This is a genomic window from Streptomyces blastmyceticus, from assembly GCF_039521185.1.
GTDB lineage: Bacteria > Actinomycetota > Actinomycetes > Streptomycetales > Streptomycetaceae > Streptomyces > Streptomyces blastmyceticus.
Genome location: NZ_BAAABW010000038.1, coordinates 38,633 through 64,967 on the forward strand (window position 1 = coordinate 38,633; position 26,335 = coordinate 64,967).

General features: G+C 72.5%; 20 protein-coding genes. 7 read left to right on the plus strand and 13 right to left on the minus strand.

Annotated elements, in window-relative coordinates; all coding sequences use genetic code 11:
- Positions 1-12: 12 nt before the first annotated feature.
- The 7 genes from ABD269_RS31855 to ABD269_RS31885 form a co-directional block, all read right to left on the minus strand.
- Complete coding sequence (locus tag ABD269_RS31855) at positions 13-657, minus strand: DUF4360 domain-containing protein (RefSeq protein WP_301894587.1); 645 nt, start codon at positions 655-657, stop codon at positions 13-15.
- 155 nt (positions 658-812) lie between these two features.
- Entirely contained in the window at positions 813-1,454 is a 642-nt protein-coding gene (locus ABD269_RS31860) for a DUF4360 domain-containing protein (protein WP_301894588.1), read from the minus strand.
- A 189-nt stretch (positions 1,455-1,643) separates the two neighbouring features.
- Complete coding sequence (locus ABD269_RS31865; protein WP_344123573.1) at positions 1,644-3,263, minus strand: dynamin family protein; 1,620 nt, start codon at positions 3,261-3,263, stop codon at positions 1,644-1,646.
- A gap of 2 nt (positions 3,264-3,265) precedes the next feature.
- Positions 3,266-4,867, minus strand: a complete 1,602-nt coding sequence (locus tag ABD269_RS31870; protein WP_344123575.1) for a hypothetical protein — start codon at positions 4,865-4,867, stop codon at positions 3,266-3,268.
- A 189-nt stretch (positions 4,868-5,056) separates the two neighbouring features.
- Complete coding sequence (locus ABD269_RS31875) at positions 5,057-5,512, minus strand: 6TM ABC transporter family protein (protein WP_344123577.1); 456 nt, start codon at positions 5,510-5,512, stop codon at positions 5,057-5,059.
- Positions 5,512-5,982, minus strand: coding sequence for a hypothetical protein (locus ABD269_RS31880; RefSeq protein ID WP_344123579.1), 471 nt, complete (start codon positions 5,980-5,982; stop codon positions 5,512-5,514). Before ABD269_RS31880 ends, ABD269_RS31875 begins: the two co-directional genes overlap by 1 nt.
- 491 nt (positions 5,983-6,473) lie before the next feature.
- Positions 6,474-7,757: a CAP domain-containing protein gene (locus tag ABD269_RS31885; protein WP_344123582.1), complete on the minus strand. Its 1,284-nt coding sequence runs from the start codon at positions 7,755-7,757 to the stop codon at positions 6,474-6,476.
- A gap of 140 nt (positions 7,758-7,897) precedes the next feature.
- On the opposite strand from ABD269_RS31885, the gene ABD269_RS31890 reads away from it, so the two are divergent.
- Positions 7,898-8,725 (plus strand): class I SAM-dependent methyltransferase, encoded by an 828-nt coding sequence (locus ABD269_RS31890; RefSeq protein WP_344123583.1) that lies wholly within the window; start codon positions 7,898-7,900, stop codon positions 8,723-8,725.
- A gap of 30 nt (positions 8,726-8,755) precedes the next feature.
- On the opposite strand, the gene ABD269_RS31895 is transcribed toward ABD269_RS31890, so the two are convergent.
- The 3 genes from ABD269_RS31895 to ABD269_RS31905 all read right to left on the minus strand — a co-directional run bounded on the left by ABD269_RS31895 (position 8,756) and on the right by ABD269_RS31905 (position 16,516).
- On the minus strand, positions 8,756-13,603 hold the full coding sequence (locus tag ABD269_RS31895) for a DNA repair ATPase (protein WP_344123585.1): 4,848 nt from the start codon (positions 13,601-13,603) through the stop codon (positions 8,756-8,758).
- 151 nt (positions 13,604-13,754) lie between these two features.
- Positions 13,755-15,785 carry a flotillin family protein gene (locus ABD269_RS31900; RefSeq protein WP_344123587.1) on the minus strand — a complete coding sequence of 677 codons (2,031 nt, stop codon included), beginning with the start codon at positions 15,783-15,785 and terminating at the stop codon, positions 13,755-13,757.
- 59 nt (positions 15,786-15,844) lie between these two features.
- Entirely contained in the window at positions 15,845-16,516 is a 672-nt protein-coding gene (locus ABD269_RS31905; protein WP_344123589.1) for a hypothetical protein, read from the minus strand.
- Between the two features lie 259 nt (positions 16,517-16,775).
- On the opposite strand from ABD269_RS31905, the gene ABD269_RS31910 reads away from it, so the two are divergent.
- Complete coding sequence (locus ABD269_RS31910) at positions 16,776-17,870, plus strand: PucR family transcriptional regulator (RefSeq protein ID WP_344123591.1); 1,095 nt, start codon at positions 16,776-16,778, stop codon at positions 17,868-17,870.
- A gap of 87 nt (positions 17,871-17,957) precedes the next feature.
- On the opposite strand, the gene aceE is transcribed toward ABD269_RS31910, so the two are convergent.
- From aceE to ABD269_RS31925, 3 genes are all read right to left on the minus strand, one after another.
- Entirely contained in the window at positions 17,958-20,621 is a 2,664-nt protein-coding gene (gene aceE, locus ABD269_RS31915; protein WP_301889855.1) for a pyruvate dehydrogenase (acetyl-transferring), homodimeric type, read from the minus strand.
- Positions 20,622-20,903: 282 nt separating this feature from the next.
- Complete coding sequence (locus tag ABD269_RS31920; protein ID WP_344123594.1) at positions 20,904-21,605, minus strand: DsbA family oxidoreductase; 702 nt, start codon at positions 21,603-21,605, stop codon at positions 20,904-20,906.
- On the minus strand, positions 21,602-22,237 hold the full coding sequence (locus ABD269_RS31925; protein WP_425573027.1) for a GntR family transcriptional regulator: 636 nt from the start codon (positions 22,235-22,237) through the stop codon (positions 21,602-21,604). Before ABD269_RS31925 ends, ABD269_RS31920 begins: the two co-directional genes overlap by 4 nt.
- A 374-nt stretch (positions 22,238-22,611) precedes the next feature.
- Between ABD269_RS31925 and ABD269_RS31930 the strand changes: the two genes are divergently transcribed.
- From ABD269_RS31930 to ABD269_RS31950, 5 genes are all read left to right on the plus strand, one after another.
- On the plus strand, positions 22,612-23,766 hold the full coding sequence (locus ABD269_RS31930) for an aminotransferase class I/II-fold pyridoxal phosphate-dependent enzyme (RefSeq protein ID WP_344123598.1): 1,155 nt from the start codon (positions 22,612-22,614) through the stop codon (positions 23,764-23,766).
- Positions 23,756-24,259 carry a DUF6190 family protein gene (locus ABD269_RS31935; RefSeq protein WP_344123600.1) on the plus strand — a complete coding sequence of 168 codons (504 nt, stop codon included), beginning with the start codon at positions 23,756-23,758 and terminating at the stop codon, positions 24,257-24,259. Before ABD269_RS31930 ends, ABD269_RS31935 begins: the two co-directional genes overlap by 11 nt.
- Complete coding sequence (locus ABD269_RS31940) at positions 24,246-25,070, plus strand: dihydrodipicolinate synthase family protein (RefSeq protein ID WP_344123602.1); 825 nt, start codon at positions 24,246-24,248, stop codon at positions 25,068-25,070. Before ABD269_RS31935 ends, ABD269_RS31940 begins: the two co-directional genes overlap by 14 nt.
- Positions 25,071-25,167: 97 nt before the next feature.
- A complete protein-coding gene (locus ABD269_RS31945; RefSeq protein ID WP_344123604.1) occupies positions 25,168-25,998 on the plus strand; it encodes an iron-containing redox enzyme family protein in 831 nt (276 codons plus the stop codon).
- Positions 25,999-26,274 (plus strand): Rieske (2Fe-2S) protein, encoded by a 276-nt coding sequence (locus ABD269_RS31950; protein ID WP_344123606.1) that lies wholly within the window; start codon positions 25,999-26,001, stop codon positions 26,272-26,274.
- Positions 26,275-26,335 lie beyond the last annotated feature (61 nt).

Consider the following 26,335-nt stretch of genomic DNA (forward strand, 5'->3'; position numbering starts at 1 on the left):
TCGCGCGGGTCCCTACTGCTCCGGGTGCTCGGGGCACTTCTTCCAGGCGAAGTGGTAGAGCGTGTTGATGTTTCCGTCGGTCGAGTCCATCGCCAGGAGGCTGGTCGTCCTGGTGGGATCGGAGGTTCCGGCGTCCACGCGCAGCTCGGTGTTGATGTTGAAGTACCGGATGGCCCCGCAGGGGGCGTAGATCAGGGCGTCGAGGTCCGTGGTGTCGGAGGTCTGCCAGTCGTCGCCGGCCGGGCCGGTGAAGTGGTGATTCATATAGGCCGTCTGCGACATGCCCTGGAAGTAGTAGTTGGCCCTCTCCAGGCCGGTGGCGCCCGGCTCCAGGTGGGCGTAGCCGCGGTAGTCTGCCTGGGCGACCGCGTAGGTGAAGCCCTGCGGGACATGGACGTTGAGGCCGAGCTGGCAGTTCTTGCGGGCGTCGGTCGGCTTGGATCCCACGCCGACCTGGGCGATGTAGTTGCTGTAGGAGACGGTGAAGGCGGTGTTGTCCGGCGAGACCGCCACGTTCGCCGTGCCGGTGGGACAGCCCGATCCGTTGACGGACACCACATCGATCACGATCTTGTCCGGCGGAGGCACCCCGTCCAGAGCCGCTGCGCGCGGCGAGAACGACGTGGCGAGCAGTGCCGCGGCCGCACCACACATCATCACCGATCTGAACACGAAGACCCCTTCCCCTGCATTTCGTTCCCCTGCTTTTCGGGAGCCGATCGGACACGTGCGGGACATCTGACGCCGGGCCGGCGGACCGCAATGTCTCCGCCGGCCCGGCGCGGGATCACCTCATGAGCCCTGGCACCTGATCAGGGGCAGGCCTTCCAGGAGAAGTGGTAGAGGGTGTTGACGCTGCCGTCGGTCGAGTCCATCGCCATGTAGCTGGTGGTCGTCGCCGGATCGGAGGTACCGGCGCCCGCCCGCAGCTCGGTGTTCACGTTGAGGATCCGTGAGGCGCCGCACGGGGCGTAGACGAGGGAGCTCGCGTCCGTGGTGTCGGTCGTCTGCCAGTCGTCGTCGGCGGGACCGGTGAAGCGGTGGCTCACGGCCGTCGTCTGCGACGTGCCCTGGAAGTAGTAACTCGCCTTCTCCAGGCCGGTGGCGCCCGGTTCGAGGTGGGCGAAGCCGCGGTAGTCGGCCTGGGCGATCGCGTAGGTGAAGCCCTGCGGGACGTGGACGTTGAGGCCGAGCTGGCAGTTCTTGCGGTTGTCGGTCGGCTTCGAGCCGACGCCGACCTGGGCGAGGTAGTTGCTGTAGGAGACGGTGAAGGCCGTGTTGTCGGACGCGACCGCCACCGCGGCCGTCCCGGCGGGGCAGCCCGATCCGTTGACCGTCACCACGTCGATCACGACCCTGTCCGGCGGAGGCACCCGCTCGGCCGCCGACGACGGTGTGAACGACGCGGCCACGAGCGCCACCGCCGCACCACCGATCATCACGGGTCTGATCATCGCCGATGTGGACATCGCCGGTTTGAACATGGGACCTCCTGCTGCTGTGCGGACCCGCTGGGGACGCCCATGCCACCACCGGAGGAGGGGCGTGTACAGGTCAAGTTGAGCCGTCCCTGGAAGCGGCCCGCACGCGCACGCCCCGCAGGAACTCGTCGGAGCAGGGGAGGCCGAGGCCGAGGACGCTGCTCATGGCGCGCCGCCCGTGACGCGGTCGTGCGCGCCGGTCGCGCCGCAGGACTCCAGGCAGTGGGCCAAGTGCCCTTGCAGGGCTTCGAGAACGCTGAGCGGGCCGGTGTCGGGGGCGACGGGCACGGGCGCCAGGGGACGGCAGACCCCGTGGAGGAGCTCCAGGATCCGGCGCCGCCGCCGTACGCCGTCCTGACCGGCTGCCGCGGCCGCGGCCAGGACGACGGCCCGGGTACGCGCCGCCCCCGCGGGTACCCGGGCCCCGAACCGCCCGCCGGAGCGGTCGTACGACAGCCCGCCGCCGAGCCCGTCGGCCACCTCGACGACTGCCTGCTCCGGGCGCGTCAGCGCCACCAGACGCTCGACCGCCCCGGCCGTGAACACGGCGTGCCCCGTGCGCCCCGCGTGCGCGGAGACCGCCGTCGCCAGCTCGTGGGCCAGGCTCGTGGCCGCCCGCCCGAGCAGGTCCGTGAGCAGGCTTCCGTACGCGCCGTCGCGCAGCACCGGCCGGCCCGCGGCGAGCAGCGCGGCGACCCGGTCCCCGCACTCCTGGGCCCGCGCGGTCCACTGGCGGAGGGTGTGGTCGACGGCGCGTTCGGCGTGGGCGCGGAACAGCTCGGAGCGGGCGGCGAGTTCGGCCTCGGCCAGGGCGGTACGGGCGCGCTCCTGGGCCAGGACGGAGTGCTGCTCGCGTATCCGGAACGCGGTCTCCTCGGCGTGCGGGCGCAGCAGGGACGCGGCCCGCGCGCGCCTGGCCGCGGCCGCGCCGTCGTCGCGGGGGCCGGTGAGCCGGGCCGGCAGGGCGCGGGCCTCCGGTCCGCCGAAGCCGGTGGGGTCGGCGGTCGCGGCGCGGACGCTGACGAACGCCAGCCCCGCGGGCCGTGCCCCGTCCAGGGCGGCGGCGAGGCGCCGCCGGTGCCACTCGGCGCGGGTGCCCAGGAAGCGGTCCCAGAGCCCGGGGGTGTCCTCGGTGAGGAAGACGTTGACCAGGACGGCCAACGAGGCGGGCCCCCGGCGCCGGAGGTGCTCGCGCAGGAAGTCCTCCTCCGTCATGGAGAGCGGCTGCCGGGAGTCGGCCACCCACACCAGGAGGTCCGCCTGCCGGGCGGCCGCGGCGGCGCGGCGGGCCGTGGCACCGGTGTCGCCGATGCCCGGCGAGTCGATCCACCGCACCCCGGGCGGCACGGCGGAGTCGGCCAGTTCGATGTCCACCCGGCCGGGCCCGTCCAGCACCTCACCGCGGTACGAGCCGCCGGCCGCGATCAGCGAGACGGCCCCCGCGATCGCGGCGGGGGTGCAGGGGAGGATGTCCCGCAGCCCGTCCGGGCGGGGGGTGGTGACCCGGTCGGCGGGGCCGCCGCGGATCACACAGGCCACCCCCGTCTGCGGGAAGTCGCCGACCGGCAGCAGCTGACGGCATGTCAGCAGGTTGAGGAGGCTGGACTTCCCGGCGCCGAAGTGACCGCCGAAGACCACCGTCGTGACCGGCCCGGCCAGGGCCTCCCGCGCCCGCTCCAGCCCGGCGCACAGCCGGTCCCGGTAGCCGGTGCCGTGGTGGCGGGCCAACTGCTCGGCGAGGGGCGGCGGGAGGACCACCGTCGGGGTCCCTGTCGGAGGCATCGTCAGTGGTCCGCCGCTGTCGCCTCCAGCGCGGCCAGCTGACGCCGCAGCCCGCCGAGCGCTCCGGCGGCCTCCGCGTCGGTGCCGCGGGCGGGTCGCGGACCGGGCTCCCGCGGCGGGCGCGCCGCCTCCAGGTCCCTGCCGATCCGGTCCAACGCCCGCTCCATAGAGCGCCGTAGCGCCTCGGCCTCCCGGCGCACGGCGGCCGGGACGCCGACCATGAGGGCGCCGACGCGCTCCCGTACGGCGGACCGGCCGTACGCGGCGGCGCGGCCGATCTGCAGCTCGGTCTGGCGGTGGTGGAGCACCCCACCGGCCGCGGCGCCCATCCCGGCGCCGAGCAGGGTGCCCAGCCCACTGGTGAGCACGGCTCCGGCGGCGGCCCCGATCGCACCGCCCACCACCATCTCGGTCGGCACCCCGGACGGCTTCCCGCCCGTCGGCCTGCCGCCCGGGGCGGCGGCCGGGCCGCGCGCGGCGCCGTCTAGCGACACCGGCGGCGGGGCGCCGACCGTGACCCCGTCCACGCCCCGCGCGGCGACGGCCTGTTCCAGCTCCCGGAACACCTCCGTGGCCACGAGGTCGATCCGGGCGGCCCGGGCCCGCAGCCCGGACACGGCGGCGGTGGCCCAGCTGCCGGTGCCCCGGTCGACGTAGCCGGATACCAGGCGCCGCGCCCGGCCCGGCTCGGACACCTCCTGGCGGTGCCGTTCGAGGAACCCGTCCAGCCCGCGCAGCAGGTCCTGCTCCGCCACCCGCAAGGTGGCCACGATCTCCCGCTCCGCCGCCGCCGTCTCGGCGTCCACGGCGCGGAGCACCTTCCGGCGCCCGCTCTTCAGCACCGCACGCGCCTCGGTGATGCCGTCGGTGGCGGGCCGCCGCACCTCCCCGGCGCCGGCCGGCTCGGCGGGCAACCCGGCAGCGAGGCCGAGCAGATGGACGGCGCGGTCGTGGAGCAGCCCGGGCGGCGCGGCCACGGCCGACCGCAACCGCTCCTCCAGCGCCGCCGCGTCGTGGGCGAGCAGCCCGTGCAGCGGCTCGGTGATGTCCGCCGGGTCCTCGGCGCTCCACAGCAGACAGCCGAGCTCCGCCAGGCCCCGGCCGGTCCACTGCTCGTCGGTGCCGGCGTACAGGACACGCCGGATCCGCCGAGCCACCAGGGCGAGATCGTCGTCCCCGGACAGCGCGTCGGCTCCGGTGAGGACGACGAGGACGGTGCCCGGCGGCCGGCCCGCGAGGGCGCTGCCCGCCGCGGCCGCCGCGGGGCTGAGCAGCTCGGCGCAGCCCAGGGCGAGGACGACGCGGTTGGCGCGCAGCGCCTCGTAAGGGTCCGCGTGCAGCGGCTCCAACGGGGCCGTGCGCAGCTCCAGTTCCGGCAGGCGGGTACGCAGATGCGCGGCGAGGGCGGTGCCGTCGGCCTTGGGCGAGGCGCACAGCAGGACGCTCCGGTCGTCGCGCTCCGGCAGCGCGGCGGCCGCCTCGGCGACGGCGGCCCAGCCGTGGCGCGCGGCGGCGCGGGCGGTGTCCTCGATGAGCGCCTCCAGGTCGGTGACGAGCGCGTCGCCCGTACGGTCCGCCGGACCGGGGGTGTCGGGATCTGCCATCACTGCTCCTTCCAGGAGTAGAAGTCGGGTGTCGGGCCCGGCCCCGGGCATGGCACTCCCCGTCCGGGGCCCAAGGCGCGGACGGCCGGGGCGCATCGGACCCGGCTCGCGGCATGGCGGCGGTGCGCGCTCGATGTGCCGGGTGAGGCCGTACGCTCCCGTGTGGTCCGGCCCGTGCGGGCTTGCGGGTCAGGGAGTGGCGGGGTCGTCGCCGCCCTGCCCGGTGGGCGGGTTGCCGTCCTGGGTGCCCGTGGCGGGGGCGGGGACGCGGCGCAGCAGTCTGGTGATCTGCCGCGAGAGCGTGCCCATGGCCTGCGTGGCCGGCACCTTCTTCAGGGCGAAGATGGAGGCGACGGAAGTGACGGGCATTCCGCACAGCAGCACGCAGTAACCCGCGTCGCCTCTCTGCACCATCTGATATCCGACCCAGAGATAGGCGAGGACGAGCGTGCCGGAAAGGCATTGCCCGAGAGCCGTCGTGGCATTTCCCAGGATGACGTCGAGCCGTTGATTACGGGCCTCCATGTTGATGGATCGCATGGCGCGCCGTAAATTTCTTGATTTCACGTTCTCGAGATTTTTCACCAACTCCATCAACTGGTCGAAATCGACCGTCGATCCATTGGTGCCCCCGTTGTCCGTCATTAACGCGCCTCGCTCACATCCGCGTCCACGTCCGAGGCCAGCCGCCGAAGTGTACGGGCGATCAGATGGTCCTGGTTGGCCGGGTTCGTCACCTTGTCCACCAGAACGGAGAATGTGTGATGCCGGCCCAATTCCGTGTGCTGTTCGGCCGACTGCTCGGCGTCGGTGTACTCGCGGACGATGCCCGCGAGGATGGCGTTCGCCAGCTCCGGGTCGTCCTGGCTGCGCCGCAGCAGCTGCTTCGCCTCCAGGTCGAGCACCTGTTCCTCGGCCATGCCCCGCAGCGTGGCGCAGAGCATCGACCGTGAGATACGGAGCTGGTGCGCCCGCTGTTTGGCCAGCGCCCGGCGCAGCGCGGTGAAGAAGGCCAGGATGGCCAGGGTGGCGCCCGCCGAGACCGTCCAGACGCCTATCAGCGGCCACTCCGCGTGGCTCGCGAAGGCGAGCGTGCAGAAGGCCAGGGTCGACACCGCGGAAAGAAAGCTCCCCGTCACCGCCGCGATGCGCAGCCTTGTCAATTCCGGGTGTCTGCCCAACTCCTCCTGGCGCCCCGCCCGCACCGCCCCCGTGATCTGTCGGGCCTCTTCTTTCCGCAGCGCGGATATGAGTGCCCCTGCGCCTTCGTCGAAGGGCCGCGGCCGTGTCACGCGAGGGGCTGAGCGTGCGGGAAAGGATTGGCCTTCCGGATCGATCAGGCTGCGCACGCCCACAGCGAATTCTTTTCTCCGCACGGCGCCCCCCTGAGGTATCTCGAGCGTACCCAACGTAGCAGATCGTCAACCGTTGGTGAAGCTGTGTCGAAAGATTTGGAAGACCCGAAAAGGTGCGCTCGGGCGCCCCTCGCGAGATGTCCCGGATTACTCGGTGGTAGAACGATCAAGTAGCTGTGAAAGAACGATTCTGTAGCGGAAATTCAGGCATCGTCGGACTCCTGTGCCGCCGGCGGAACGCGAGAGCCGATTCACCGGGACAGGCCGAACAGCTGGGTCCAGTAGGTACCCGCCCGGCCGCCGCCGACAAACCCGATGCCGATGTGGGTGAAGCCCGGATCGAGGATATTGGCGCGGTGCCCGGGGCTGTTCATCCAGCCCCGGACGACCTCGGCGGGGGACCGCTGGCCGCACGCGATGTTCTCGCCGATGCCCCGGTGCCCGCATCCCGCCGCCGCGGCCCGGTCCCAGGGCTGCCGCCCCTCGGGCGAGGTGTGCGCGTAGAAGTCGCGCGCGACCATGTCCGCGGAGTGGGCCTGTGCGGCCACGCCCAGGAGCCGGTCGTCGGCCAGCGGCGGCAGACCCGCCGAAGCGCGCTCGGCGTTGGTGAGCGCGACGACCTCGGCCGCGGTGCGCGTCAGCCCTGACTCACTGAACGGGCTTGCCCACAGGGCCGTCCAATAGGTGGTGCCGGAGCGGGCGTCCACGGACTGCGCGATGCCCACGGCGGTCAGCGCGGGGTCGCGGAACGGCTGCCGTGCCTCCGCATCGCCCAGGCAGTAGTCCACGAACTCCGCCGGGGTGCGGGGGCCGGAGACCAGCTGTTCGGCTATCCGCAGATAGGCATAGCCGTTGCCGGTGACGCGCTGGAAGACGGAGACGCCGTCTGCCCCTTCGGCGGCGAGACGCCCCTGGGCCGCCATCGACGCCGCGTGGCTCCGCGCGGCGGCCGTGAGCCGCGGGTCCACCGCCACCGGCGGGGCGCCCCCGCGCGAGCGCGCCGAATTCACCGTCTCCGCAAGGGGGTCGGAGACATCCACCCCGGCGCCGGTGCCCTCGTCCAGCACGTCGACACCGAAGTCGCGGGCGATGCCGGCCAGCCCGTCCGCGTACCCCTGGCCGAGCGCGCGCAGCTTCCACCCGCCGTCGCGCCGGTAGATCTCCGCGAGCAGCAGCACGGTCTCGTGGGTGGGGCGCGGCGGGGCGAACCGGGCGAGCACGCCCTGTCCGTCGCCCGTCACCGACAGGGCGGGCGCGGGCAGCCGGCCGAGCGGTGTGCCGGGGTCGGCGGGGCTGACGGCGAGCGTGACCCGGCTCGCCCCGGCCCGCAGCCGCGCCGGGTCCACGGTGAGGACACCGTCGTGCAGCCGGACGCCGGGAGCGGCCGGCTGGTTGTAGAAGACGAAGTCGCCGTCGCCGGTGACCTTGCCGGTGTCGTCGGTGACGAGGGCGGAGAGATCGAAGGGCCCGGGCACACGGAGGGACACCGGGCCGTGGGGGAGAGGGGTGTTGCCGCCGGGTACCAATGGGGTCATCGCCGCACCTGTGTCTTCGTCGTCCGTGGGGGTATCGCCCGGAGAACGGCTTGCCGTGCGGCGCGGGTTCCCGCTCGCCCTTCCCGGCCGCATCCGGGTCTCCTCCCCGGGCCCTGCGGACGCGCGCCTAGGGTGGGGGCATGGCTGATGATCCGATCGTGAATGACGCGCAGTCCTGGCGCCGGGAGCGGCGTCACGTCTTCGGCGAGGCCGCCGAGATCTACGACGCGTCCCGCCCCGGCTATCCCGAGGCCCTCGTCGCCGACGTCGTCGAGTTCGCGGCCCTGGACGGCGCCCCGGTCGTGGAGGTCGGCGCGGGGACCGGGAAGGCCACGCTCGCCTTCGCCGCGCGGGGCCTGTCGCTCACCTGCGTCGAGCCCGATCCCCGGATGGCCGACGTGCTCGCCCGCAAGTGCGCGGGGTCGGCCGATGTCACCGTCGAGGTGGGCAACTTCGAGACCTGGCGCCCGGCGGTCCCCTACGGGCTCCTCTATTCCGCCCAGGCGTGGCACTGGCTGGACCCCGAGGTGCGGTGGGCGCGGGCGCGTGCCGCGCTGCGCCCGGGCGGGGCCCTCGCGCTGTTCTGGAACGACTGGACCGTCGCCGGGGACGGCATCGAGGAGGAGCTGGCCGCGGCGCACGAGCCGCACCTCGCGGGCGTGGCGTCGGGTGCCTTCAACGAACTGCGCCCCAGGTCGACCGTCGAGGGCACCGAGTCGTGGGTCCACGAGGAGCTGACGGCCGACGGCGGCTTCACGGACGTGACGTACCGGCGGTACGAATCCGTGCACGAGCGCTCCGCGCAAGGGCTCGTCGACCTGCTCGCCTCGCACTCCGCGTACCGCGTGATGCCAAAGGACGCGCGGCAGGCGCTGTTCGCCGACGTGCGGCGGGTGGTGCAGGCGCGCGGAGGGACCGCGCGCCTGGAGACGACAACGGGTCTCTTCCTGGCGAGGACGGTGCGCTGAGGGTGTCCTTCCCGCGCGGCGCGCCTGCCCTCAACCCCCGTGCGGCATCCGGCGCGGCGCGCCCGCTATCGCCGCCTCCACCGCGGCCAGGCGGTCCGCCAGGACGCCCAGCGCCGCGACCGCCCGCGTGACCGGGTCGCCCTCGGGCCCGCCCAGCCGCACACCCCGTACGTAGGCCGCCTTGACCTCCTCCCACCGCTCGGCCTGACTCACCGTCAACGTGCCACGCAGCTCGGCGAGTTTGAGGAGATTGGCCTCGGCGCCGTCCGTCAGCGTCTGGGCCTCGCCCTTGTAGTGGTCGTCGACGACCGAGGCGAGCTCGGCCTCGTTCATGACGGGGTCGACACGAGAGATGATCTTGTTCATGTCGCGGTACGAGCCCTGGAGCCGGAACGGCGGCTCGGTGCGCGTCGCCTCCGACCGGGCCGCGGAGGCGATGTAGGCCGCGTTGACGGCGAGCACGGTGCGCCGCACGGTCAGCGCGTGGCGCAGGACGGCGAGCACGCGGTCGAGTTCGGCCGGCGCGTACGGGTGGGCGAGCCGGTCGGCCCCTACCGCCGTGTCGCCCGCGGCCAGGCGGAGCAGCAGTTCCAGGTCGGCCTGTTCGCGTGCGGCGAGCGGGGCGAGGACCGGGTGGGAGGTCAGGGCGTTCTCCACGAAGCTGAGCGCGAAGACCTCCTCCTTGCCGCTCAGGACGTCGCCGAGATTCCACACGTCGGCACGGTTCGCGAGCATGTCGGGCACGCGGAAGACCCCGCCCGACTCGGTGTACGGATTGCCGGCCATGCACACCGCGAACCGCTTGCCGCGCAGGTCGTACGTGCGCGACCGGCCGTCCCACACCCCCTCCATCCGCCGCTGCCCGTCGCACAGGGAGATGAACTTCTGGAGCAGCTCGGGCGAGGTGTGCTGGATGTCGTCGAGGTAGAGGAGGACGTTGTTGCCCGCCTCCAGCGCGAAGTTGATCTTTTCGACCTCCTGGCGCGCGGTGGCGTCGGGCGCCTGCGCCGGGTCGAGCGAGGTCACGGAGCGGCCAAGCGCGGGCCCGTCGACCTTCACGAGGACCAGACCCAGGCGGTCGGCCACGTATTCCATCAGGGTCGTCTTGCCGTAACCGGGCGGCGAGACGAGCAGCAGCAGACCGCTGTTGTCGGTGCGCCGCTCGTCGCCCGCCGCGCCCAGCTGCCGGGCGAGGTTGTCACCGATCAGCGGGAGGTAGACCTCGTCGATGAGCCGGTTGCGCACGAAGGCACTCATCACCCGCGGCCGGAACTCCTCGATCCGCAGCCGGGAGCGCTCGGCCGCGACGAGCGCGTTGCGCTGCCGCTGGAACGCGCGGAAGCCGGGGACGGCCTCCTCCCGGAACCGGCGGGTGCGGGTCAGGACCTCGTCGAGGCGCAGCACGAGCCGGCGGCCGCCGATCCGGGGATGGTCGCCCAGCAGCCCCTCGACGGCTTCCGAGAGCGGCGCCGCCGAGTCGTACCGCGCGATGTCACCGCACAGCTCCACGGCGACCGCCTCCGCCAGGTCGCCTGCGTCGACTGCCGCACCGCGCCCGGCGGCGTACGAGCCGAGCCAGCCCTCGACGAGCTGACGGCGCGCCGTGAGGAGGCCGTCCCGCGCGCCGAGCGCCCGCAGTTCGTCGTCGTACGCCGGGCCACCCGCCGCCCGGCGGAAACCACCGATGAGCTCCCGCGCCGCAGCACCGGTCACGAAGCCCTCGCGCTCGTGGGCCAGCTCCTCGAAGAGGTACTCGGCCGCGAGCGCGGCATCGGCCGCCGGGTCACCGCCCTCGAACGCGGCCATGGCGGCCGCCAGTTCGGCCGTGAGGTCACCGATCGCGGGCGCGAGCCCGAACGTCCCGCGCGCCCGTGACAGCGACCGGGCCCGCAGCGTCCACACCTCGCGCGCTGCCGTGTCGGTGCCGTACGTCCAGAACAGCTGGGCGGCCGCGCGGGCGGCGGGCGGATAGCGCAGCAGACCCGCGCCCGAGTGCAGGCGCAGCAGGGCGGCGAGGATCGCGGTCGCGTCGTGGTCGTGGACGCCGCGCTCGTAGCCCTCGTCGTACGCCGCGTCCGCGGCCGCCCGGACGAGAGCGGCCAGACCGTCGGGACCGGCGTCCCGCAGGGCGGCGGGGCCCCGCTCCGCGAGCAGGCCCGCGGCCAAGTGCTCGGCGCGGTAGACCTCCTGGCTCTCCGAGGGCAGCAGCTGCTCCCAGTAGGGGCGGGTGGCCGCGAAGCCGGGGTCGGTGACGGGGGAGCGGTAGTCGGTGCCGGTCAGGGCGAACGCGAGGCCGTCCCCGTGCGGGACGAGGGTGAGGTCGAGGGCCTGCGCGTTGACGGTGAAGCGGTGGCGGCCGAGCCGGACGGCCGCACCGCCGTCGGCGTACAGCTCGGCGCGGTCGCGCACCGCCCGCCCGGCCTCCTGACGCGCCGCTTCGATCCGCCCGTCGAGTTCGTCGGCCCGCACGCGGTCCCCGAGCCCGCGCAGCTCGTCGGCGGTGCGGCGGACCTTGGCGACCATGGGATCGGAGGCGAAGTAGGTGTTGACCGCGTCGGCGTCGGCGAGGGCGGTGGCCCGGCGCCGGACGGTGCCGAGGATGCGGGCCGCGGAGCCGGCCAGCCGCTCGGCACGCCGGGCGAGCCCGTCCTCCAGGGTCTGCTTCCGGGAGGCGAAGGCCTCGTGGACCTCGGCGCGCTTGGCGGACAGCTCCTCCAGGAAGCCGTCCGACTCGGCGTGGCGCGATTCGAGGTTCTCCAGCTGGAGCAGGACGCGCGCGAGCTGCTCCTCGCACGCCCGCGGGGTGTCGGCGGCGGCGAGCGCCCCGGTGACGGCCTGCCCCAGCAGCGCGAACTCGGCGGCGAATCCGGCCCGGCCCTCCCGCTCCCGCAGTTCGCGGCGGCGGGCGGAGAGCGTTGCGCGGGCGCGGTTGACCCCGCCGAGCACCTCGGCGATCCGCTCCAGGATCCAGGTGCGCACGGTCGCGTCACCGATGTCCAGGCCCGCGACCACCTCGGTGAGCACCCGCAGGCCCTCGGCCCGCTCGTCGAGCCGCTCGGCGACCGGCGCGGCGGCCGCGGTCGACTCGACGGCCGCGGCGTCGGCGGTCAGCTGCTCGACGTCGGCGTGGTAGCCGGTGAAGGCGTCGTCCTGCTGGAGGAAGGCGATGGCCCGCTGCGCGGCGGCGGCGATGTCGCCCTCGACGCCGGAGACCAGGGAGTCGATGCGCTCGACATCGGCGTACCGCAGCTCCCGCAGGGTGGCCAGCCTGCCCTGCGCCCGCCGCAGTTCGGTGAGCTGCCCGACCCACGCGTCGGCGGTACGGGGCGCCTCGCCGCGGACGCGGCGCACCAGCGAGGTGATGTGGACCGCCGCCTCGCCCAGCGCGTCGGCGGCCTGCCGGGTGAGCGCCCGCACGGTCTCGAACTCCGCCAGCACCTGCCCGGCCGTGGCCCGTATCGCCGTGAGCGGGGTGAGCAGGTCGCCCAGTTCGGGGTCCGCGAGCCAGGGGAAGCGGTCCGCGATCCGTACGCACGCGGCGTCGATCTCCTCGAAGACGGCACCCGTCGGAGAGGTCCCGGCCGCCATCCGGGCCACGGTCAGACACGCGGAGACCCCGCGCACCAGATCCGCGTTGCCGACCCGCCCCAGCGGCCCGGTGCCGGTGGGCTGCGAGGCGGCGTGGGTGTCGGAGGCGTACGGGCTCCGCCAGACCTGCACCGTGTGCACCCGCGCCGCTTCGCCGGTCCCCGGGCGCAGCGTGACGAGCGTGCCGTCGTCGAAGAGCGCGTGCCCCTGGCAGAGCACCGGGGCGGCGACCTCCTTGCGGATGAGGTTGTAGGAGAGCAGCAGCGTCCGGCCGTCGGCGGGGGAGCGGAAGACATAGAGGATGTCCTCGCCGTTCGGGGACCGCACGGACCGCTCGAAGGAGAGTTCCTCCCCCTCGGCGCCGGTGTCGAAGGTCTTGGTGTCGCCGGTCGCCAGGCAGTAGCCGCCGGGGAAGATGATCCCCTGGTCGTCGGGGAGCAGCAGACAGGCCCGCCCGATGCCGTCGAGGCGCGCCACGGTCCCGGTGACGGTGTGGAAGACGAGGTGGCGCCAGGCGTCCTCCTTGTACGGGCGGACGCGCACCAGGATCAGCGGGCCGGTGCGGGCGTGCTCGACGACGGCGTCGGCGAGCGACTGGAGCGGCTCGTCGACGGGTTCGCTGTGGATGCCCTCGGGCGTCTCGGTGGAGTTCTCGGTCTTGACGGTCAGGGCGCCGCCCACGGTCGAGACGAACAGCTCGCCGCCGATGGCGATGTGCGGGTGGCGGCCGAGGACGTGGTCGTCGCGGGTCGTCGGCGTCCACGTGAGTTCCCCGCCGGGCGGCGGCACGTCGTCGCGGTCACCGCGCGCGTCCAGATAGCCCGGTGTGCCGTCGGCGTCGAGCCGCCAGCGCAGGACGCGCCGGTCGCCGGGCAGCGGACCGGTCCGGAAGACGGCGAGCAGCTTGCCGTCGAGCGGCCGCAGCCGGGTCAGCTCGGCGTCGCGGTAGTAGCGGTGCAGCTCGCCGAACTCCTTGCCGAAGGCGGGGTCGTGGAGCAGGCCGGGCAGCGTGCCGTCGGGGGCGCGGTCGAGCCCCGGGACGGTGTGGAGCGCGAACACGTGGTCCGCGGCGGTGTCCGCGTAGCCGACGAGCAGGTGCCCGCCGACCGCCGCGACATCGCGCGGGGTGCAGGCGCGGTCGGTACGGAGCCCGCCGGTGCGCAGGAGCTGCATTTCGGAGGTGCCGAATGTCTCCGTGCGGCGGGTGTTGAGCGCCTCGGCCGCCCTGGTGAGCGTGGTCGCCTGCGCGGCGAGGCGGTCGCGCAGTACGTCGTAGGTGCCGGTGTCCATCGTGCGATTTCCTTTGTGCGGGCCCTCAATCGCCGGACGGGCTGATTTCAGCCCGTCCGGCGATTGAGGACAGCGCGCGAAGCGTGCTTCGGGGTCCGGGGCGAAGCCCCGGTTTCGGGAAGGGGCGGGGCTGGGGAACAAGAACCTCTGGTTACTTGTGGGCGCCGTTGACTTGGGTCGCCCGACCGGCCAGGTCACCCAGCTTCACTTCGCTCAGCCCACCGGCCTGCGCGGACTCCAGCAGGCCCTTCAGCGCGCCCGCCTGCGGACCGCCCCGCTCGATGAGCCCGGACAGCGCGCCCGCGATCGTCACGTCGCGCAGGCCACCCGTGCCCAGCCCCGCCGCCAGCGCACCCAGGTCCTTCGTGAAGGAGGAGTCCTCGCCGAGCCACGGCCCGGCCAGCGTCCGCACCGTCTCCGAGCGGTCGACGAAGGCGTCCACGCCCTTGCCCAGCGCGATGGAGTTCACGAGCCGGTCGAAGAAGACGCTCTCCCCGCCGACGATGTCGATCTTCGCGTTCTCCAGCCCGGTGGCCAGCACCGTCGCCTGTGCCTCGGCGACCTGGCGGTGGACGTCGATGCCGGCCAGCCGTACGTCCTTCTCGGCCTCCAGCCGCAGCCGGAACTCCTCGTGGTCGCGGCTCGCCGCGTCCAGCGCCGCCATCGCCGCGGCCTTCTCCGTCAGGCCCTCGGCCTCGCACTTGAGCTTCTGCTTGAGGCCCTCCGCGCTCGCCAGGGCCTTCTCCCGGGCGACCTCCGCCTCGGCGTGGCCGACCTTCGCGATGGCCTCGGCCTCGCGCATCCGCACCTCGGCCTCCGCGAGTCCGACGGCCGCGGCGTCCGCGCGCTTGCCCTCGGCCAGCCGGACGGCGGCCTCCGCGTCCAGCTCGGCGGCCTTGCGCCGGGCCTCGGCAGCCGTCAGCGTCTCCGCGGCCCGGTGGGTCGCGGCCGCCTCCGCGGCCTCGGCCGCCTTGATGTCCTTCACCAGCCGCTCCTGCGCCTCGGCCTCGGCGCGGATGACCAGCGCCTGCCGGTCCCGCTCGGCCTCCTCGACCTTGCGGAGCTTCTTGATCTCTTCCTCCTGCGCGGCCACCGTCCGCTCGACCGCGATGCGCTCCCGCACGACGTCGGCGATCTCGCGCTTCTCCGCCTCGACCTCCTTGTCGGCGGCGATGCGCCGCAGCTGCGTCTCCCGCTCCCGGGCGATGACCTCCAGCAGCCGGTCCTTCTCGATGCGCTCGTTCTCCACGGCGATGACCCGCTCGCGGTTCTTCTGCGCGACGGCGACCTCGCGCTCGCGGTTCTCGTTCTGGACGCCGAGCTGTTCCTCGGTCCGGATCTGCGCGGTGTGGGCGCGCAGCCGCTCCTCGGCCTGGACGCGCGCCGTCTCGGCCTCCTCCCGGGCCCGGGAGGTCTCGATCTCCCGCGTCTGCTTGATCTCGGCGTCGGCCTGCCGCCGCTCCAGCTCCAGGACCGCCTCGCGGGCCTCGACGTTCTGCCGGGTGATCTCCTTCTCCTCGGTGCGCCGGAACTCGTTGGTGCGCACGTGCTCGATCGCCGTCAGCTCGGTGATCTTGCGGATGCCCTGGGCGTCGAGGATGTTGGCGGAGTCGAGCTGGGTCATCGGGGTCTGCTCGAGGAAGTCGATGGCCGCGTCCTCGAGGTGGTAGCCGTTGAGGTCGGTGCCGATGACGGCGATGATCCGGTCCCGGAACTCCTCGCGCTTGGTGTAGAGGTCCACGAAGTCCAGCTGCTTGCCCACCGTCTTGAGCGCCTCGGAGAACTTCGCGGCGAAGAAGTCCTGCAGGGTGGCCGCGTCGCTGGCCCGGTGCGTGCCGATGGCCTGGGCGACCTTGACGACGTCCTCGACGGTCTTGTTGACCCGGACGAAGAAGTTGATGTGGATGTCGGCGCGGATGTTGTCCTGGCAGATCAGCCCCTCGCGGCCGGTGCGCCGGATCTCGATGGTCTTCACCGAGATGTCCATGTACTCGGCCTGGTGCAGCACCGGCAGCACGACGGCACCGGTGAAGGTGACGTCGACCCGCTTCGTCTTGGAGATGATCAGCGCCTTGCCCTGCTCGACCTTGCGGAAGAGGCGGCTGACGGTGAACAGCACGCCGAGGGCGATCAGCAGCAGGACGGCGACGAGCACGCCGATCCCGATGGCGGTGGCATCCATGGTGGAACCTCTGTCGGTGAGTTGGTGAAGGGGCGGACCGGTGGTGGCCGCCGGGCCGCTCAGACGGCCGGGAGCCCGGGGTCCAGGGCGGCGTCGAAGGGCGTGACCCGGAAGAACTCGCCCTCGGCGTCGTAGTCGAAGATGAGGGCCGTCGCGCCCGAGGAGAGACCGGGGTCGTCCGTGCGGACCTGGACGATCGCCGTCGAGCCGTCCTCCGCGGCCACCTCGGCCTGCCCGAACCCGCTGTCCACGCGGCCGGTGCGGATGACGCAGACGCGGCCGACGAAGTCGAGGCGGGAAGGCGGGCGTTCCTCGGGGAAGAGCCTGCGCAGCGGCCGTACGAGCTGCCGGGTGATCACCCACGACCCGCCGAGCGCGCCCGCGAGCACCCCCGCGGCGGGCAGGAGCCGTACGGGACCTGACCAGTCCGCGGTGTGCAGCAGGGACGTGCCCGCCAGCGACAGGAACCAGGCGACGGTGATCAGCAGCGACACGGCGACGGACACCGGCACCCCGCCCAGCCCGGCCGCGGCCAGCAGCCCGGCGGGCCCGCCCGGAGCGGAACCGTCCGCGTCGTCGTGGGCATGGCCGTGCGCGTGGCCCCCGCCGTGGTGACCGCCGTCGACGCCGCCACCGGGCAGCATCAGCAGCCAGTAGGCGATGACGACCAGCAGCGCGAAGCTGAACAGGGCGGTCGGGAAGCCGAGGGCGGCCGTGAGGAAGTCACTCATCCGCCCGCTCCCCCGTTCCGTGTGCACGATCCGGACCGGCAGGAACTCGATGCCGGGCTTCCGCTTCCGGAATCCGGCATCGAGTTCATCCCCCGTGTCCGCGGACCCATGGTGACAGTTGTGGACGCCTGTGCGCATTGCCGGACACCGGCAATCTTTACGCGTTCCTGATGCAGGGTGCTGTCACTTTTCGGCGTCTGGCACCCTTGAGCCGCGCGCTAGGAATTCATCAGGGGCGCATCAAGGATCGGGAGAGCGCGTGACGGACCGGGAGATACCCGCCGACTATCTGAAGGGCTATGCGGACCTGCTGACCGACGCATCGGCCACCGGCAGGCGCCTGCGCCGCGACGAAGTGGAGTCGCGCCGTCTGCTCGGGGAGCGCGCCGCCGAGAACGGACAGGGGCTGCGCGCTCTCGTCGTCGGCCACCTCTCCGCGACCCGCGCCCTGTGGACCCGGCTGCCGTCGGCCCCCGGCGCCGACGGCGCCTCCGGGGTCCGGGCCACCGCCGCGACCGTGCTCGCCGCCGCCGAGCAGGCCATCGACGCGTTCGCGGAAGGGTACGAGCGGGCCCAGCGGCTGGCCGTCCGCAAGGAGGAAGCCGCCCGCCGGGAGTTCATCGACGACCTCCTCTACGGCCGCAGCGACCTGGGCCGGCTCTCCGAGCGCGCCGAGCGCTTCGGACTGCGGCTCGCCCACGCCCACGCGGTGGCCGTCGCCGCGGGACCCGAACCGTACGACGACGCCCACCCGGTCATGCGCCGCGTGGAGAGCGTGCTCAACGTCCGCTTCGGCGAGCGGCAGATCCTGCTGACCACCAAGGACGGCCGGCTCATCTGCGTCGCGCCGGGCGACCAGGACGACGTCCTGCGCTTCTTCACCAAGCAGGCGTACGCGGCGACCGACGGCGGCCGGGTGGCGATAGGCCGCCCGCACCCCGGCGCCGGGGGCGTCGTCCACTCCTACGAGGAGGCCCTCGGCGCCCTGGACCTCGCCGAGCGCATGGCCCTCGACAGCCCCGTGCTGCACGCCGCCGACCTGCTGGTCTTCCCCGTCCTGACCCGGGACCGGCAGGCGATGGCCGACCTCGTACGCTCGACGCTCGGCCCGCTCCGCGAGGCCCGCGGCGGGGCGGTGCCCCTGCTGGAGACACTGACCGCGTATTTCGACTCGGGATGCGTGGCCGCCGAGGCGGCCCGCCGACTCTCCCTGAGCGTACGGGCCCTGACGTACCGTCTGGAACGCATCCAGCGCCTGACGGGCTCGGACCCGGCGGACCCGATGCACCGCTATACGCTCCAGACAGCGGTCATCGGCGCCCGGCTCCTGGACTGGCCGTCGAAGGAGCTGTGATTCTTCCCGGCCCCGCCCCGGACCTCACCCAGGTTCGCGGGCGGGGCCACGAAGGGGCGGGGCTGAGGGAAAGCCCGCCGCAGGCGCTCAGCTCTCCAGGCCGTACCGCCGCGCAGCGTCCCGTACGAGCTCCGGCTTGACCTCGCCCCGTCGCGCCAGCGCGGCGAGCGCCGCCACCGTCACCGACTGCGGGTCCACGCCGAAGTGGCGCCGTGCCGCCTCGCGCGTGTCGGAGAGGCCGAAGCCGTCCGTGCCGATGGAGGTCCAGTCCTGCTCGACCCAGGGGGCGATCTGGTCGGGGACCGCCCGCATCCAGTCGCTGACGGCGAGGACCGGGCCCGGCGCACCGTGCAGTGCCTGGGTCACGTACGGGACCCGGTCCTCGCCCTTGAGCTGCGCCGCGTCACAGGACAGGGCGTCGCGGCGCAGCTCGGTCCAGGAGGGCGCGGACCACACGTCGGCGGCCACGCCCCAGTCGTCGGCCAGCAGCCGCTGGGCGTCCAGGGCCCAGTGGACGGCCGTGCCGGAGGAGAGCAGTTGGAGGCGCGGGGCCTCGGCCGGGGCGTCGGCGGCCTCCTTGAAGCGGTAGAGACCCTTGAGGATGCCCTCCTCCACGCCCTCGGGCATGGGCGGCTGGATCTTGGTCTCGTTGTAGACGGTGAGGTAGTAGAAGACGTTCTCGGCGTCGGGGCCGTACATCCGCCGCAGGCCCTCGCGGACGATGACCGCGATCTCGTACGCGAACGCCGGGTCGTAGGAGACCGCCGCCGGGTTGGTGGAGGCGATCAGGTGCGAGTGGCCGTCGGCGTGCTGGAGGCCCTCGCCCGTCATGGTGGTGCGGCCCGCCGTGGCGCCGATGACGAAGCCGCGCCCCAACTGGTCGGCCAGCGCCCAGAACTGATCAGCCGTCCGCTGCCAGCCGAACATCGAGTAGAAGATGTAGAACGGGATCATCGGCTCGCCGTGCGTCGCGTACGACGTGGCGGCCGCCGTGAAGTCGGCCAGCGAACCCGCCTCGGTGATGCCCTCGTTGAGGATCTGACCGTCCTTGGCCTCCTTGTAATAAAGGAGCTGGTCGCGGTCGACGGGGTCGTAGGTCTGGCCGACGGGGGAGTACAGACCGGCCGAGGGGAAGAGGGACTCCATGCCGAAGGTGCGGGCCTCGTCGGGGACGACGGGCACCCAGCGCCGGCCGGTCTCCTTCTCCCGCATCAGGTCCTTGACCAGCCGGACGAACGCCATGGTCGTGGCGATCTCCTGGCGGCCCGAGCCCTTGTGCAGGGCCTCGAAGGGCTTGGCGGACGGCTCGGGCAGCGGCTTGGCGACGACCTTGCGGGCCGGGGCCGGGCCGCCGAGCGCCGCGCGGCGCTCGCGCAGATACCGCGCCTCGGGGGAGTTCTCGCCGGGGTGGGCGTACGGCACCAGCTCGCCGTCCAGCGCGCTGTCGGGGATCGGGAGATCGAGCAGATCCCGCATCGCCCGGAACTCCTTCCCCGTGAGCTTCTTCATCTGGTGGTTGGCGTTGCGCGACTCGAAACCGGGGCCGAGCGTATAGCCCTTGACGGTCTGCACGAGGACGACGGTCGGCGCGCCCCGGTGCTCGACGGCGGCCCGGTAGGCGGCGTGGACCTTGCGCGGCTCGTGGCCGGCGCGGGAGGTCCGGAAGAGCTCCAGGAGCCGGTCGTCGCCGAGGCCCGCGCCGATGGTGTGCAGCGGCGAGCCGGGGCCCTCGGCGCCGAAGAAGTGCTCGCGAAGATAGGCAGGTTCCACGGTGGCGTACGTCTGGAACTGCGCGTCCGGCACCTCGCGCAGCCGGCGCACGAGCGCGCCCTCGGTGTCCTGGGCGAAGAGCTCGTCCCAGGCCGTGCCCCACAGCGACTTGACGACGTTCCACCCGGCGGCGCGGAACTGGGCCTCCAGCTCCTGCACGATCTTGAAGTTGGGGCGGACCGGGCCGTCCAGGCGCTGGAGGTTGCAGTTGATGACGAAGGTCAGGTTGTCCAGCCGCTCCCGGCCGGCGAGGGCGAGGGCGGCGGTCGACTCCGGCTCGTCCATCTCGCCGTCGCCGAGGAAGGCCCAGACGCGCGACCGCGAGGTGTCCTTGATGCCGCGGTGCTCCAGATAGCGGTTGAACCGCGCCTGGTAGATCGCGGAGAGCGGGCCCAGGCCCATGGAGACGGTCGGGAACTCCCACAGCCAGGGCAGCCGGCGCGGGTGCGGATAGGAGGGCAGCCCGTCGCCCGCGGCCTCCTGCCGGAAGCGGTCCAGCTGACCCTCCGTCAAGCGGCCTTCCAGGAAGGCACGCGCGTAGATCCCGGGGGAGGCGTGGCCCTGGATGTAGAGCTGGTCGCCGGAACCGTCGGCCTCCTTGCCGCGGAAGAAGTGCTGGAATCCTGTCTCGTAGAGCCAGGCCGCCGAGGCGTAGGTCGCCATGTGGCCGCCCAGGCCCGCGCGCTGGTTGCCGCGGGTGACCATGGCGGCCGCGTTCCAGCGGTTCCAGGCGGTGATCCGGGCCTCCAGCTCCTCGTCGCCCGGATAGGCGGGCTCGGCGGAGGTCGGAATGGTGTTGAGGTAAGGGGTCTCCAGGAGCGGAGGGAGGTCCAGCCCGGACCGCTCGGCGTGTTCGGCCATACGGCGCAGCAGATACGCCGTCCGGTTGGCTCCCCCGAACCGGACGGCGGAGTCCAGGGACTCGCACCATTCGGCGACCTCTGACGGGTCCTTGTCGGGCAGTTGGTCGAGCTGGGACACGGCTGATCCTCTTTCACAATCCCGGGTGGGGGCCGGGGGCGCCGCGGGTGCTGCCGCGGTGCCCCCGGCTGTGGTGACGCGCGACCGGGTATGCGGGTGGACCGGCCGCCGGGGCCGTCAGGAGCGCCCCGATAGAACCTCTGATTCCGTGTGGCGGAACCGTGTTTCCGTCCGACAACGCTAGGAGCGTCAAGTTGCTGTAGTCAACATCTACCCGCCGGTAATGAACGATGATCGATCATTTTTCCCCGCGGGCCCGCCCGGGCCGTTCTGACCTGTGAGTCAGCTGGCCGCGCGCTCCAGGATGGTCTCGTAAACGCCCCGGTCATTGGCCGTTACCTCGGGAAAGCCCGTTCCGTACGCGCCGTGCCAGCGCGCCGCGACCCCGGGATTGGCGTGATCTGATCCATCGGGGAGGTAGAAGTGCGGGCTGCATATGACGCCGTGCTCCTTCGCGCAGAGGAAGTCGCGCGCGATCAGCGCGCGGGCCCGGCCCTCGGCCAGCCCCTCGGCGATGGGCCGCGGATCGATCCCTTCCGTCTCCTTGGCGACGGCCAGCACGACCGCGTACGCGCCGATGGACCGGCTCTGTGCCCAGAAGGCGCGGCGCAGCGCGAGGTCCAGCCGCTCGGATGCCTCCAGGTCCTGTTCCTTCGCGAGCTGCACCGCCTCCAGCGCCGGCAGCGAGGTGGAGGGGAACTTCCAGTCGGGTGCGCGCCAGAGCTGCCAGCCTGCCTCCGGCTCGATGTGGGCCACGCCGCCCACCTCGGAGTCCGTGCCGGGGCGCGGGCTCGGGCCGTTGTTGAACATCTCCAGCGGGAACGCGCGGTGGTCCAGCCTGACGCGGCCCTCCAGCCCCAGCCGCTTGCGGGTGGTGTGCAGCCGGTGCATGGCCACGTGCGCGAACGAGCACCAGATGTCGGAGAAGACGGTGATGACTCCGGGACGGACCTCGTCCCGGGGCGCGGGTGTGGTGGTGGTCATGACGCTCCGATCGGTTCGTGGGCATAGCCCAGGATGTGCAGTTGCAGCAGCCGTCCGGCTTCCGGGTCCCGGCGCCGGAACGCCTCGATCAGGGGCTCGTGGTCCGAGGCGTTCTCGTGCAGCTCGGTGCGCAGCCGGGTGAGGGAGAGCCGGGTCCACAACTCGATGGTCAGCGACTCCCAGTTGGGCAACAGTACGGAATTCCCGGCCGATTGGACGATCTCCCGGTGAAAGGCCACCCCGTGGCGGACCTGTCCGTCGACGTCACCGGCCTCCGCCGCGGCGTGCATCCGGGCCGTGTGCTCCTCCAGGACGCCGACGCGGTCCGCCAGCCGGGCGAGCGCGAGCTCCGCGGCCAGCCGCTCCAGGGCGCCGCGGACCGGATAGACCTGACCGAGCCGCTGGGGCGTCAGCTCGCGCACCCATGTTCCTCTGTTTGGCGACAATTCGACCAACTGCAGCGCCTGGAGATCCCTCAGGGCCTCCCGTACGGGCGTCTGGCTCACCCCCAGTTCCCGTGCGACCCGGCGCTCGACGATCCGCTCGCCGGGCAGCCATCGCCCCCGCGCGAGGTGGTCGAGCAGGATGCGCCTGACCTGGTCGCTGAGCGGGGCGCGGGTCGGCCCGGTCACGGGGCCTGGGCGGTGGAGCGACTCTCCGGTCATGGACGTGGGTCTCCCAACAACCTTGAGCGATGATCGATCATCGGTTAACGTACGTTATACGGGGGTCAATTCGCGGGTGCTTCACGCCACTTCGCCGTCGATCCCCGGCCAGGCCGGATGCGGGTCCGGCGTCATCACGCGGCCCACGCGTTTCCGTCCAGCGCGCTCTCGTTCCACGCACGTCACCGTGCGGAACCTCCGGTTCGTATTCCCACCGCCGTCACGCGGGTCCGTGCGCCATCCGCCCGGACCCCGTCGGCGCGCCTTTTCACCGTGGTGGCCCACCGGCACCCGCGGCGTCTGACTGTCGCTCATCTGCCACAGCATGCGAAGGAGAACCCGTGACCGAGCAGCTTCTCGACCTCACCCAGCACGAGATCGAGGCACTCAAGACCCGTTTCAACCTCGCCGATGCCCACACGCACCAGCAGCAGTCCCCGGGCCAGCAGGAGATCGTGGCCGCCCTGCCCGCTCTCTGGTACGAGGCCGAGGCCACCAGACAGGCCGATCTCGAAGACCGCTTCAAGGAGGTCTTCTTCCGGTTGCACGGTCAGCACAGCGTCCGCGCCGAATCGACCATGCTCTCCTACGCGGCCTCCATATCGACGCTGGTCGCCGGCATGTACCTCAAGCGCCACGACATCAGCGTCAGCCTCGTCGAGCCGTGTTTCGACAACCTCCCCGACGTGCTGCACAACGTCGGTGTGCAGCCGGTGCCCGTCCCCGAGGACGTCCTGCACGACGCCGACCGCATCTACGAGCGGCTCGCCGCGTCCGTCACCACCGACGCGCTCTTCCTCGTCGACCCCAACAACCCCACCGGGTTCAGCCTTCTCTCCCACGGCCGCAAGGGCTTCGAGGAGGTCGTCCGCTACTGCGTCGACCACGACAAGCTCTTCATCGTCGACCTCTGCTTCGCCGCCTTCGCCCTCGCCGACCCCCGCTTCGGCCGCTTCGACCTCTACGAGCTGCTCGACACCTCCGGGGTCCGCTACATCGCGCTGGAGGACACCGGCAAGACCTGGCCGCTCCAGGACGCCAAGTGTGCCCTGCTCACCTGCAGCCGCGACCTCCACGAGGACGTCTACAACATCCACACCAGCGTGCTGCTCGACGTCTCGCCCTTCATCCTCAACTTCCTCTCCCGCTATGTGGAGGACTCCATCGAGGACGGCATGGCATCGGTCCGTGATGTGATCACCCGTAACCGGGAGGCCGCGCAGAAGGCCCTCGCCGGCAGCCTCCTCGAGCACATCGAACCGGCCGTCAACGTCAGCGTGGCCTGGTTCCGCATCCAGGACGCCAACGTCAAGGCGACAGACCTCCAGCGGCACTTGGCGCAGCACGAGGTCTATGTGCTGCCCGGCACCTTCTTCTTCTGGAACGAGCCCGAGCGCGGCGAGTCCTACGTCCGCCTGGCACTGGCCCGCGACCCCGGCGAGTTCCTCGCCTCCGTCACCCGCCTGCGAGAGGCGGTGGACGGCTATGGCGCCTGAGATCCATCTGGACGCGTCCCTGTTCATGGGGATGCACAGCACCGACAAGGCCGTACGGGCCGCCTGCACGGCCTTCTTCGCGTCCCACCTGGACCATCCCGTCGTGATGACCTACGAGGAAGTGGGCCGCTGCGACGACTTCGTATGGCATCTGCCGCGTGACGTGCAGGACGCCTACTACCCCTTCATGGATGTGCTGCACTCCCTGATGCCGATCGACCGGCGCGCCTACACGGACGCCGACCTGGCCGCCGCCGCGGCCCTCCCCGCGGGGACCTCCGGGCTGCGGGTGCGCGACCGGCTGCTGCTCGCCTCGGTCGTCGCCACCGGCGGCCGGCTGGTCACCGTCAACCCGCGGCTCACCGCCCTGGCCGGATTCGGACCCTCCGTGCGGGAGCCCGAACCGGCCACGGAGCGCGGGGTCTTCCCCGACGAGCTCGACGTGCTCTACGAACGGTCCCTGGTCCTGGAGGCCGACCATGGCGAGCTCTGACCGCGCGGCGGCCGTCCGGCGGCTGAAGGGCCTGCGCGGCACGCTCGTGCCGCTGGTCACCCCGGTCGACGAGCACCGCAGGGTGTGCGCGTCGAGCGTCGGGCGCCTGGTGCGGTCGCTGCGGGGCGAGGTCACCGGCTTTGTGCCGGCCCTCAGCACGGGCGAGGGCTGGACCCTCACGCCCGGGCAGTGGGCCGACATGGTGCGGCTGACCGTCGAGCACGCGGACGGCGCCCCCGTCCTCGCCGGAGCGGCGCTCGGCGACACGGCGGGCATCCTGGCCCGCGCCCGGCTGGCGGCCGATCTCGGGGCCGACGCCGTCGTCGTGCCCCCGCCGTTCCCCGGCGCCGACGGCCGGCGCCGCGGGCTCGTCGACCACTTCGCCGAGATCCTCGACGGCAGCCCGCTGCCGGTGTTCGTCTACCACGAGCACGTGGTCTCCGAGGCGCCCCTCGACATCGACGCGCTGCGCGAGGTCTGCGACCTGCCCGGCATCGTCGGCGTCAAGGACTCCGGCGGATCGGCGGAGTTCACCCGGGACCTGCTGGGGAACGCCGCCGCAGTGCCCGTCTTCCAGGGCTGGGAGCAGCTGCTCACCCGGGCGCCCGGTGTGTCGGGCTTCGTCGGGCCGCTGGCCAACCTCGAACCCTCGGTCTGCGCCGCGGCGCTCGCCCGGCCGGGCGAGGAGGCGCAGGCCCGCGTCGACGAACTCTCCGAGCGCCACCGGCTGCTGACGGACGACTGGTACCTGCACGTCAAGGCGGAGCTGGTCCGCCGGGGCGTCATCGGCACCGCGCTGGCCGTCGACTGACCGGACGCGCAGGCCCGGACGCGCCGCCCCGCCGGCCGCGCGTCCGGGCCGGCGCCCCATCCGTATCCGTGAATCCGTCTTCCGCCGGGAGTCTTCCGTGACCACCACGACCCGTACGGCCGGCAGCCGCCTCTTCGTACTCAACCGTTCCCTGCCCACCCCCGACGAACTGCGGGAACTGCTCGACCTGGAGGAGCGGCTGATCGTCGGCCGCGCCCGTGAGATCGAGGCGGCCGCGCCCGCGATGGCCGACCGGGCGGCCCTGACCCGCCAGATGAAGGCCCTGCTCGAAGCGGAGAAGGCCGACGCGCCCGAATTCGAGCGGGTCCTGGCCGAGGACCTGGACCGCGAGCAGTTCAAGGAGGTCGTCGCGCAGTTCGCCGTGGACGGCCTGACCGAATCGGAGTCCTTCCTGCCCATCGTGTGGCGGCTCCCGAAGAAGGCCAAGATGGCAGTCTTCCGGGTGCTCGTCGACGAATTCGGCTGCGGGAACCTCGACCAGGCGCACTTCAACATCTACCGCGACCTGATGACGGAACTGGGCATGTCCCTGGAGGTCGGCGACTACCTCGACCGCACCAACGAGGAGACGTTTGCCTACGTCAACACCTTCTTCTGGGCCGCCGCCCGCGCACCGCGCCCGGAATACTTCCTCGGCGCGCTGTGCTATCTGGAATCCAGCATCCTCTACGCCTTCCAGTGCTTCGCCGACGCCGCCACCAGGCTCGGCCTGACCGGCGCCCGCTACTACACCGAGCACCTGCACATCGACAACTTCCACGCCAAGGAACTCCAGGTCGCCATCAGGGAGTTCGACGCCGAGGCCGACCTCCACCCGGCCAAGGTGTGGACGGGATTCAAGCTCGCCAGCGATGTCATCGGCGGTGCCACCGAGGCAGCCGTCGCCTCAGCGCTGAAAGTGGGCTGAATGCCGGACACGACAGAGCCGGTATCGGTCGAGCAGATCGCCGAGGACCGCATCCGCATCCGCGTCGGCGAGCGGGAATTCGAAGCCGATGCCCTCTGCCCGCACCGCAAGGGGTTCCTCGCCCACGGCTATGTCAACGCCGCCCGGCTGCGGATCACCTGCCCGCTGCACCACTCCGGCTTCTCCCTGGAGACCGGTGAGGCCGTCACCGGCCCCACCCGCACCCCGCTGTGCGTACGGGAGACCACGGAGGCGTCGCCCGAGCCCGTGAACTGAAAGAACCCGACCGGCCGTGCGGAAGCGCCTGCGTGTCGCTTCCGTACGACCGGTCGCCGAT

Excerpts from the sequence above, each read along its gene's own strand:
- ABD269_RS31885 (WP_344123582.1), bottom strand. The coding sequence starts at position 7,757 with ATGACCCCATTGGTACCCGGCGGCAACACCCCTCTCCCCCACGGCCCG.
- ABD269_RS31905 (WP_344123589.1), bottom strand. The coding sequence starts at position 16,516 with ATGAGTGACTTCCTCACGGCCGCCCTCGGCTTCCCGACCGCCCTGTTC.
- ABD269_RS31895 (WP_344123585.1), bottom strand. The coding sequence starts at position 13,603 with ATGGACACCGGCACCTACGACGTACTGCGCGACCGCCTCGCCGCGCAG.
- ABD269_RS31900 (WP_344123587.1), bottom strand. The coding sequence starts at position 15,785 with ATGGATGCCACCGCCATCGGGATCGGCGTGCTCGTCGCCGTCCTGCTG.
- ABD269_RS31890 (WP_344123583.1), top strand. The coding sequence starts at position 7,898 with ATGGCTGATGATCCGATCGTGAATGACGCGCAGTCCTGGCGCCGGGAG.
- ABD269_RS31935 (WP_344123600.1), top strand. The coding sequence starts at position 23,756 with ATGGCGCCTGAGATCCATCTGGACGCGTCCCTGTTCATGGGGATGCAC.
- ABD269_RS31870 (WP_344123575.1), bottom strand. The coding sequence starts at position 4,867 with ATGGCAGATCCCGACACCCCCGGTCCGGCGGACCGTACGGGCGACGCG.
- ABD269_RS31855 (WP_301894587.1), bottom strand. The coding sequence starts at position 657 with ATGATGTGTGGTGCGGCCGCGGCACTGCTCGCCACGTCGTTCTCGCCG.
- ABD269_RS31920 (WP_344123594.1), bottom strand. The coding sequence starts at position 21,605 with ATGACCACCACCACACCCGCGCCCCGGGACGAGGTCCGTCCCGGAGTC.
- ABD269_RS31865 (WP_344123573.1), bottom strand. The coding sequence starts at position 3,263 with ATGCCTCCGACAGGGACCCCGACGGTGGTCCTCCCGCCGCCCCTCGCC.
- ABD269_RS31940 (WP_344123602.1), top strand. The coding sequence starts at position 24,246 with ATGGCGAGCTCTGACCGCGCGGCGGCCGTCCGGCGGCTGAAGGGCCTG.
- ABD269_RS31875 (WP_344123577.1), bottom strand. The coding sequence starts at position 5,512 with ATGACGGACAACGGGGGCACCAATGGATCGACGGTCGATTTCGACCAG.
- ABD269_RS31950 (WP_344123606.1), top strand. The coding sequence starts at position 25,999 with ATGCCGGACACGACAGAGCCGGTATCGGTCGAGCAGATCGCCGAGGAC.
- ABD269_RS31860 (WP_301894588.1), bottom strand. The coding sequence starts at position 1,454 with ATGATCAGACCCGTGATGATCGGTGGTGCGGCGGTGGCGCTCGTGGCC.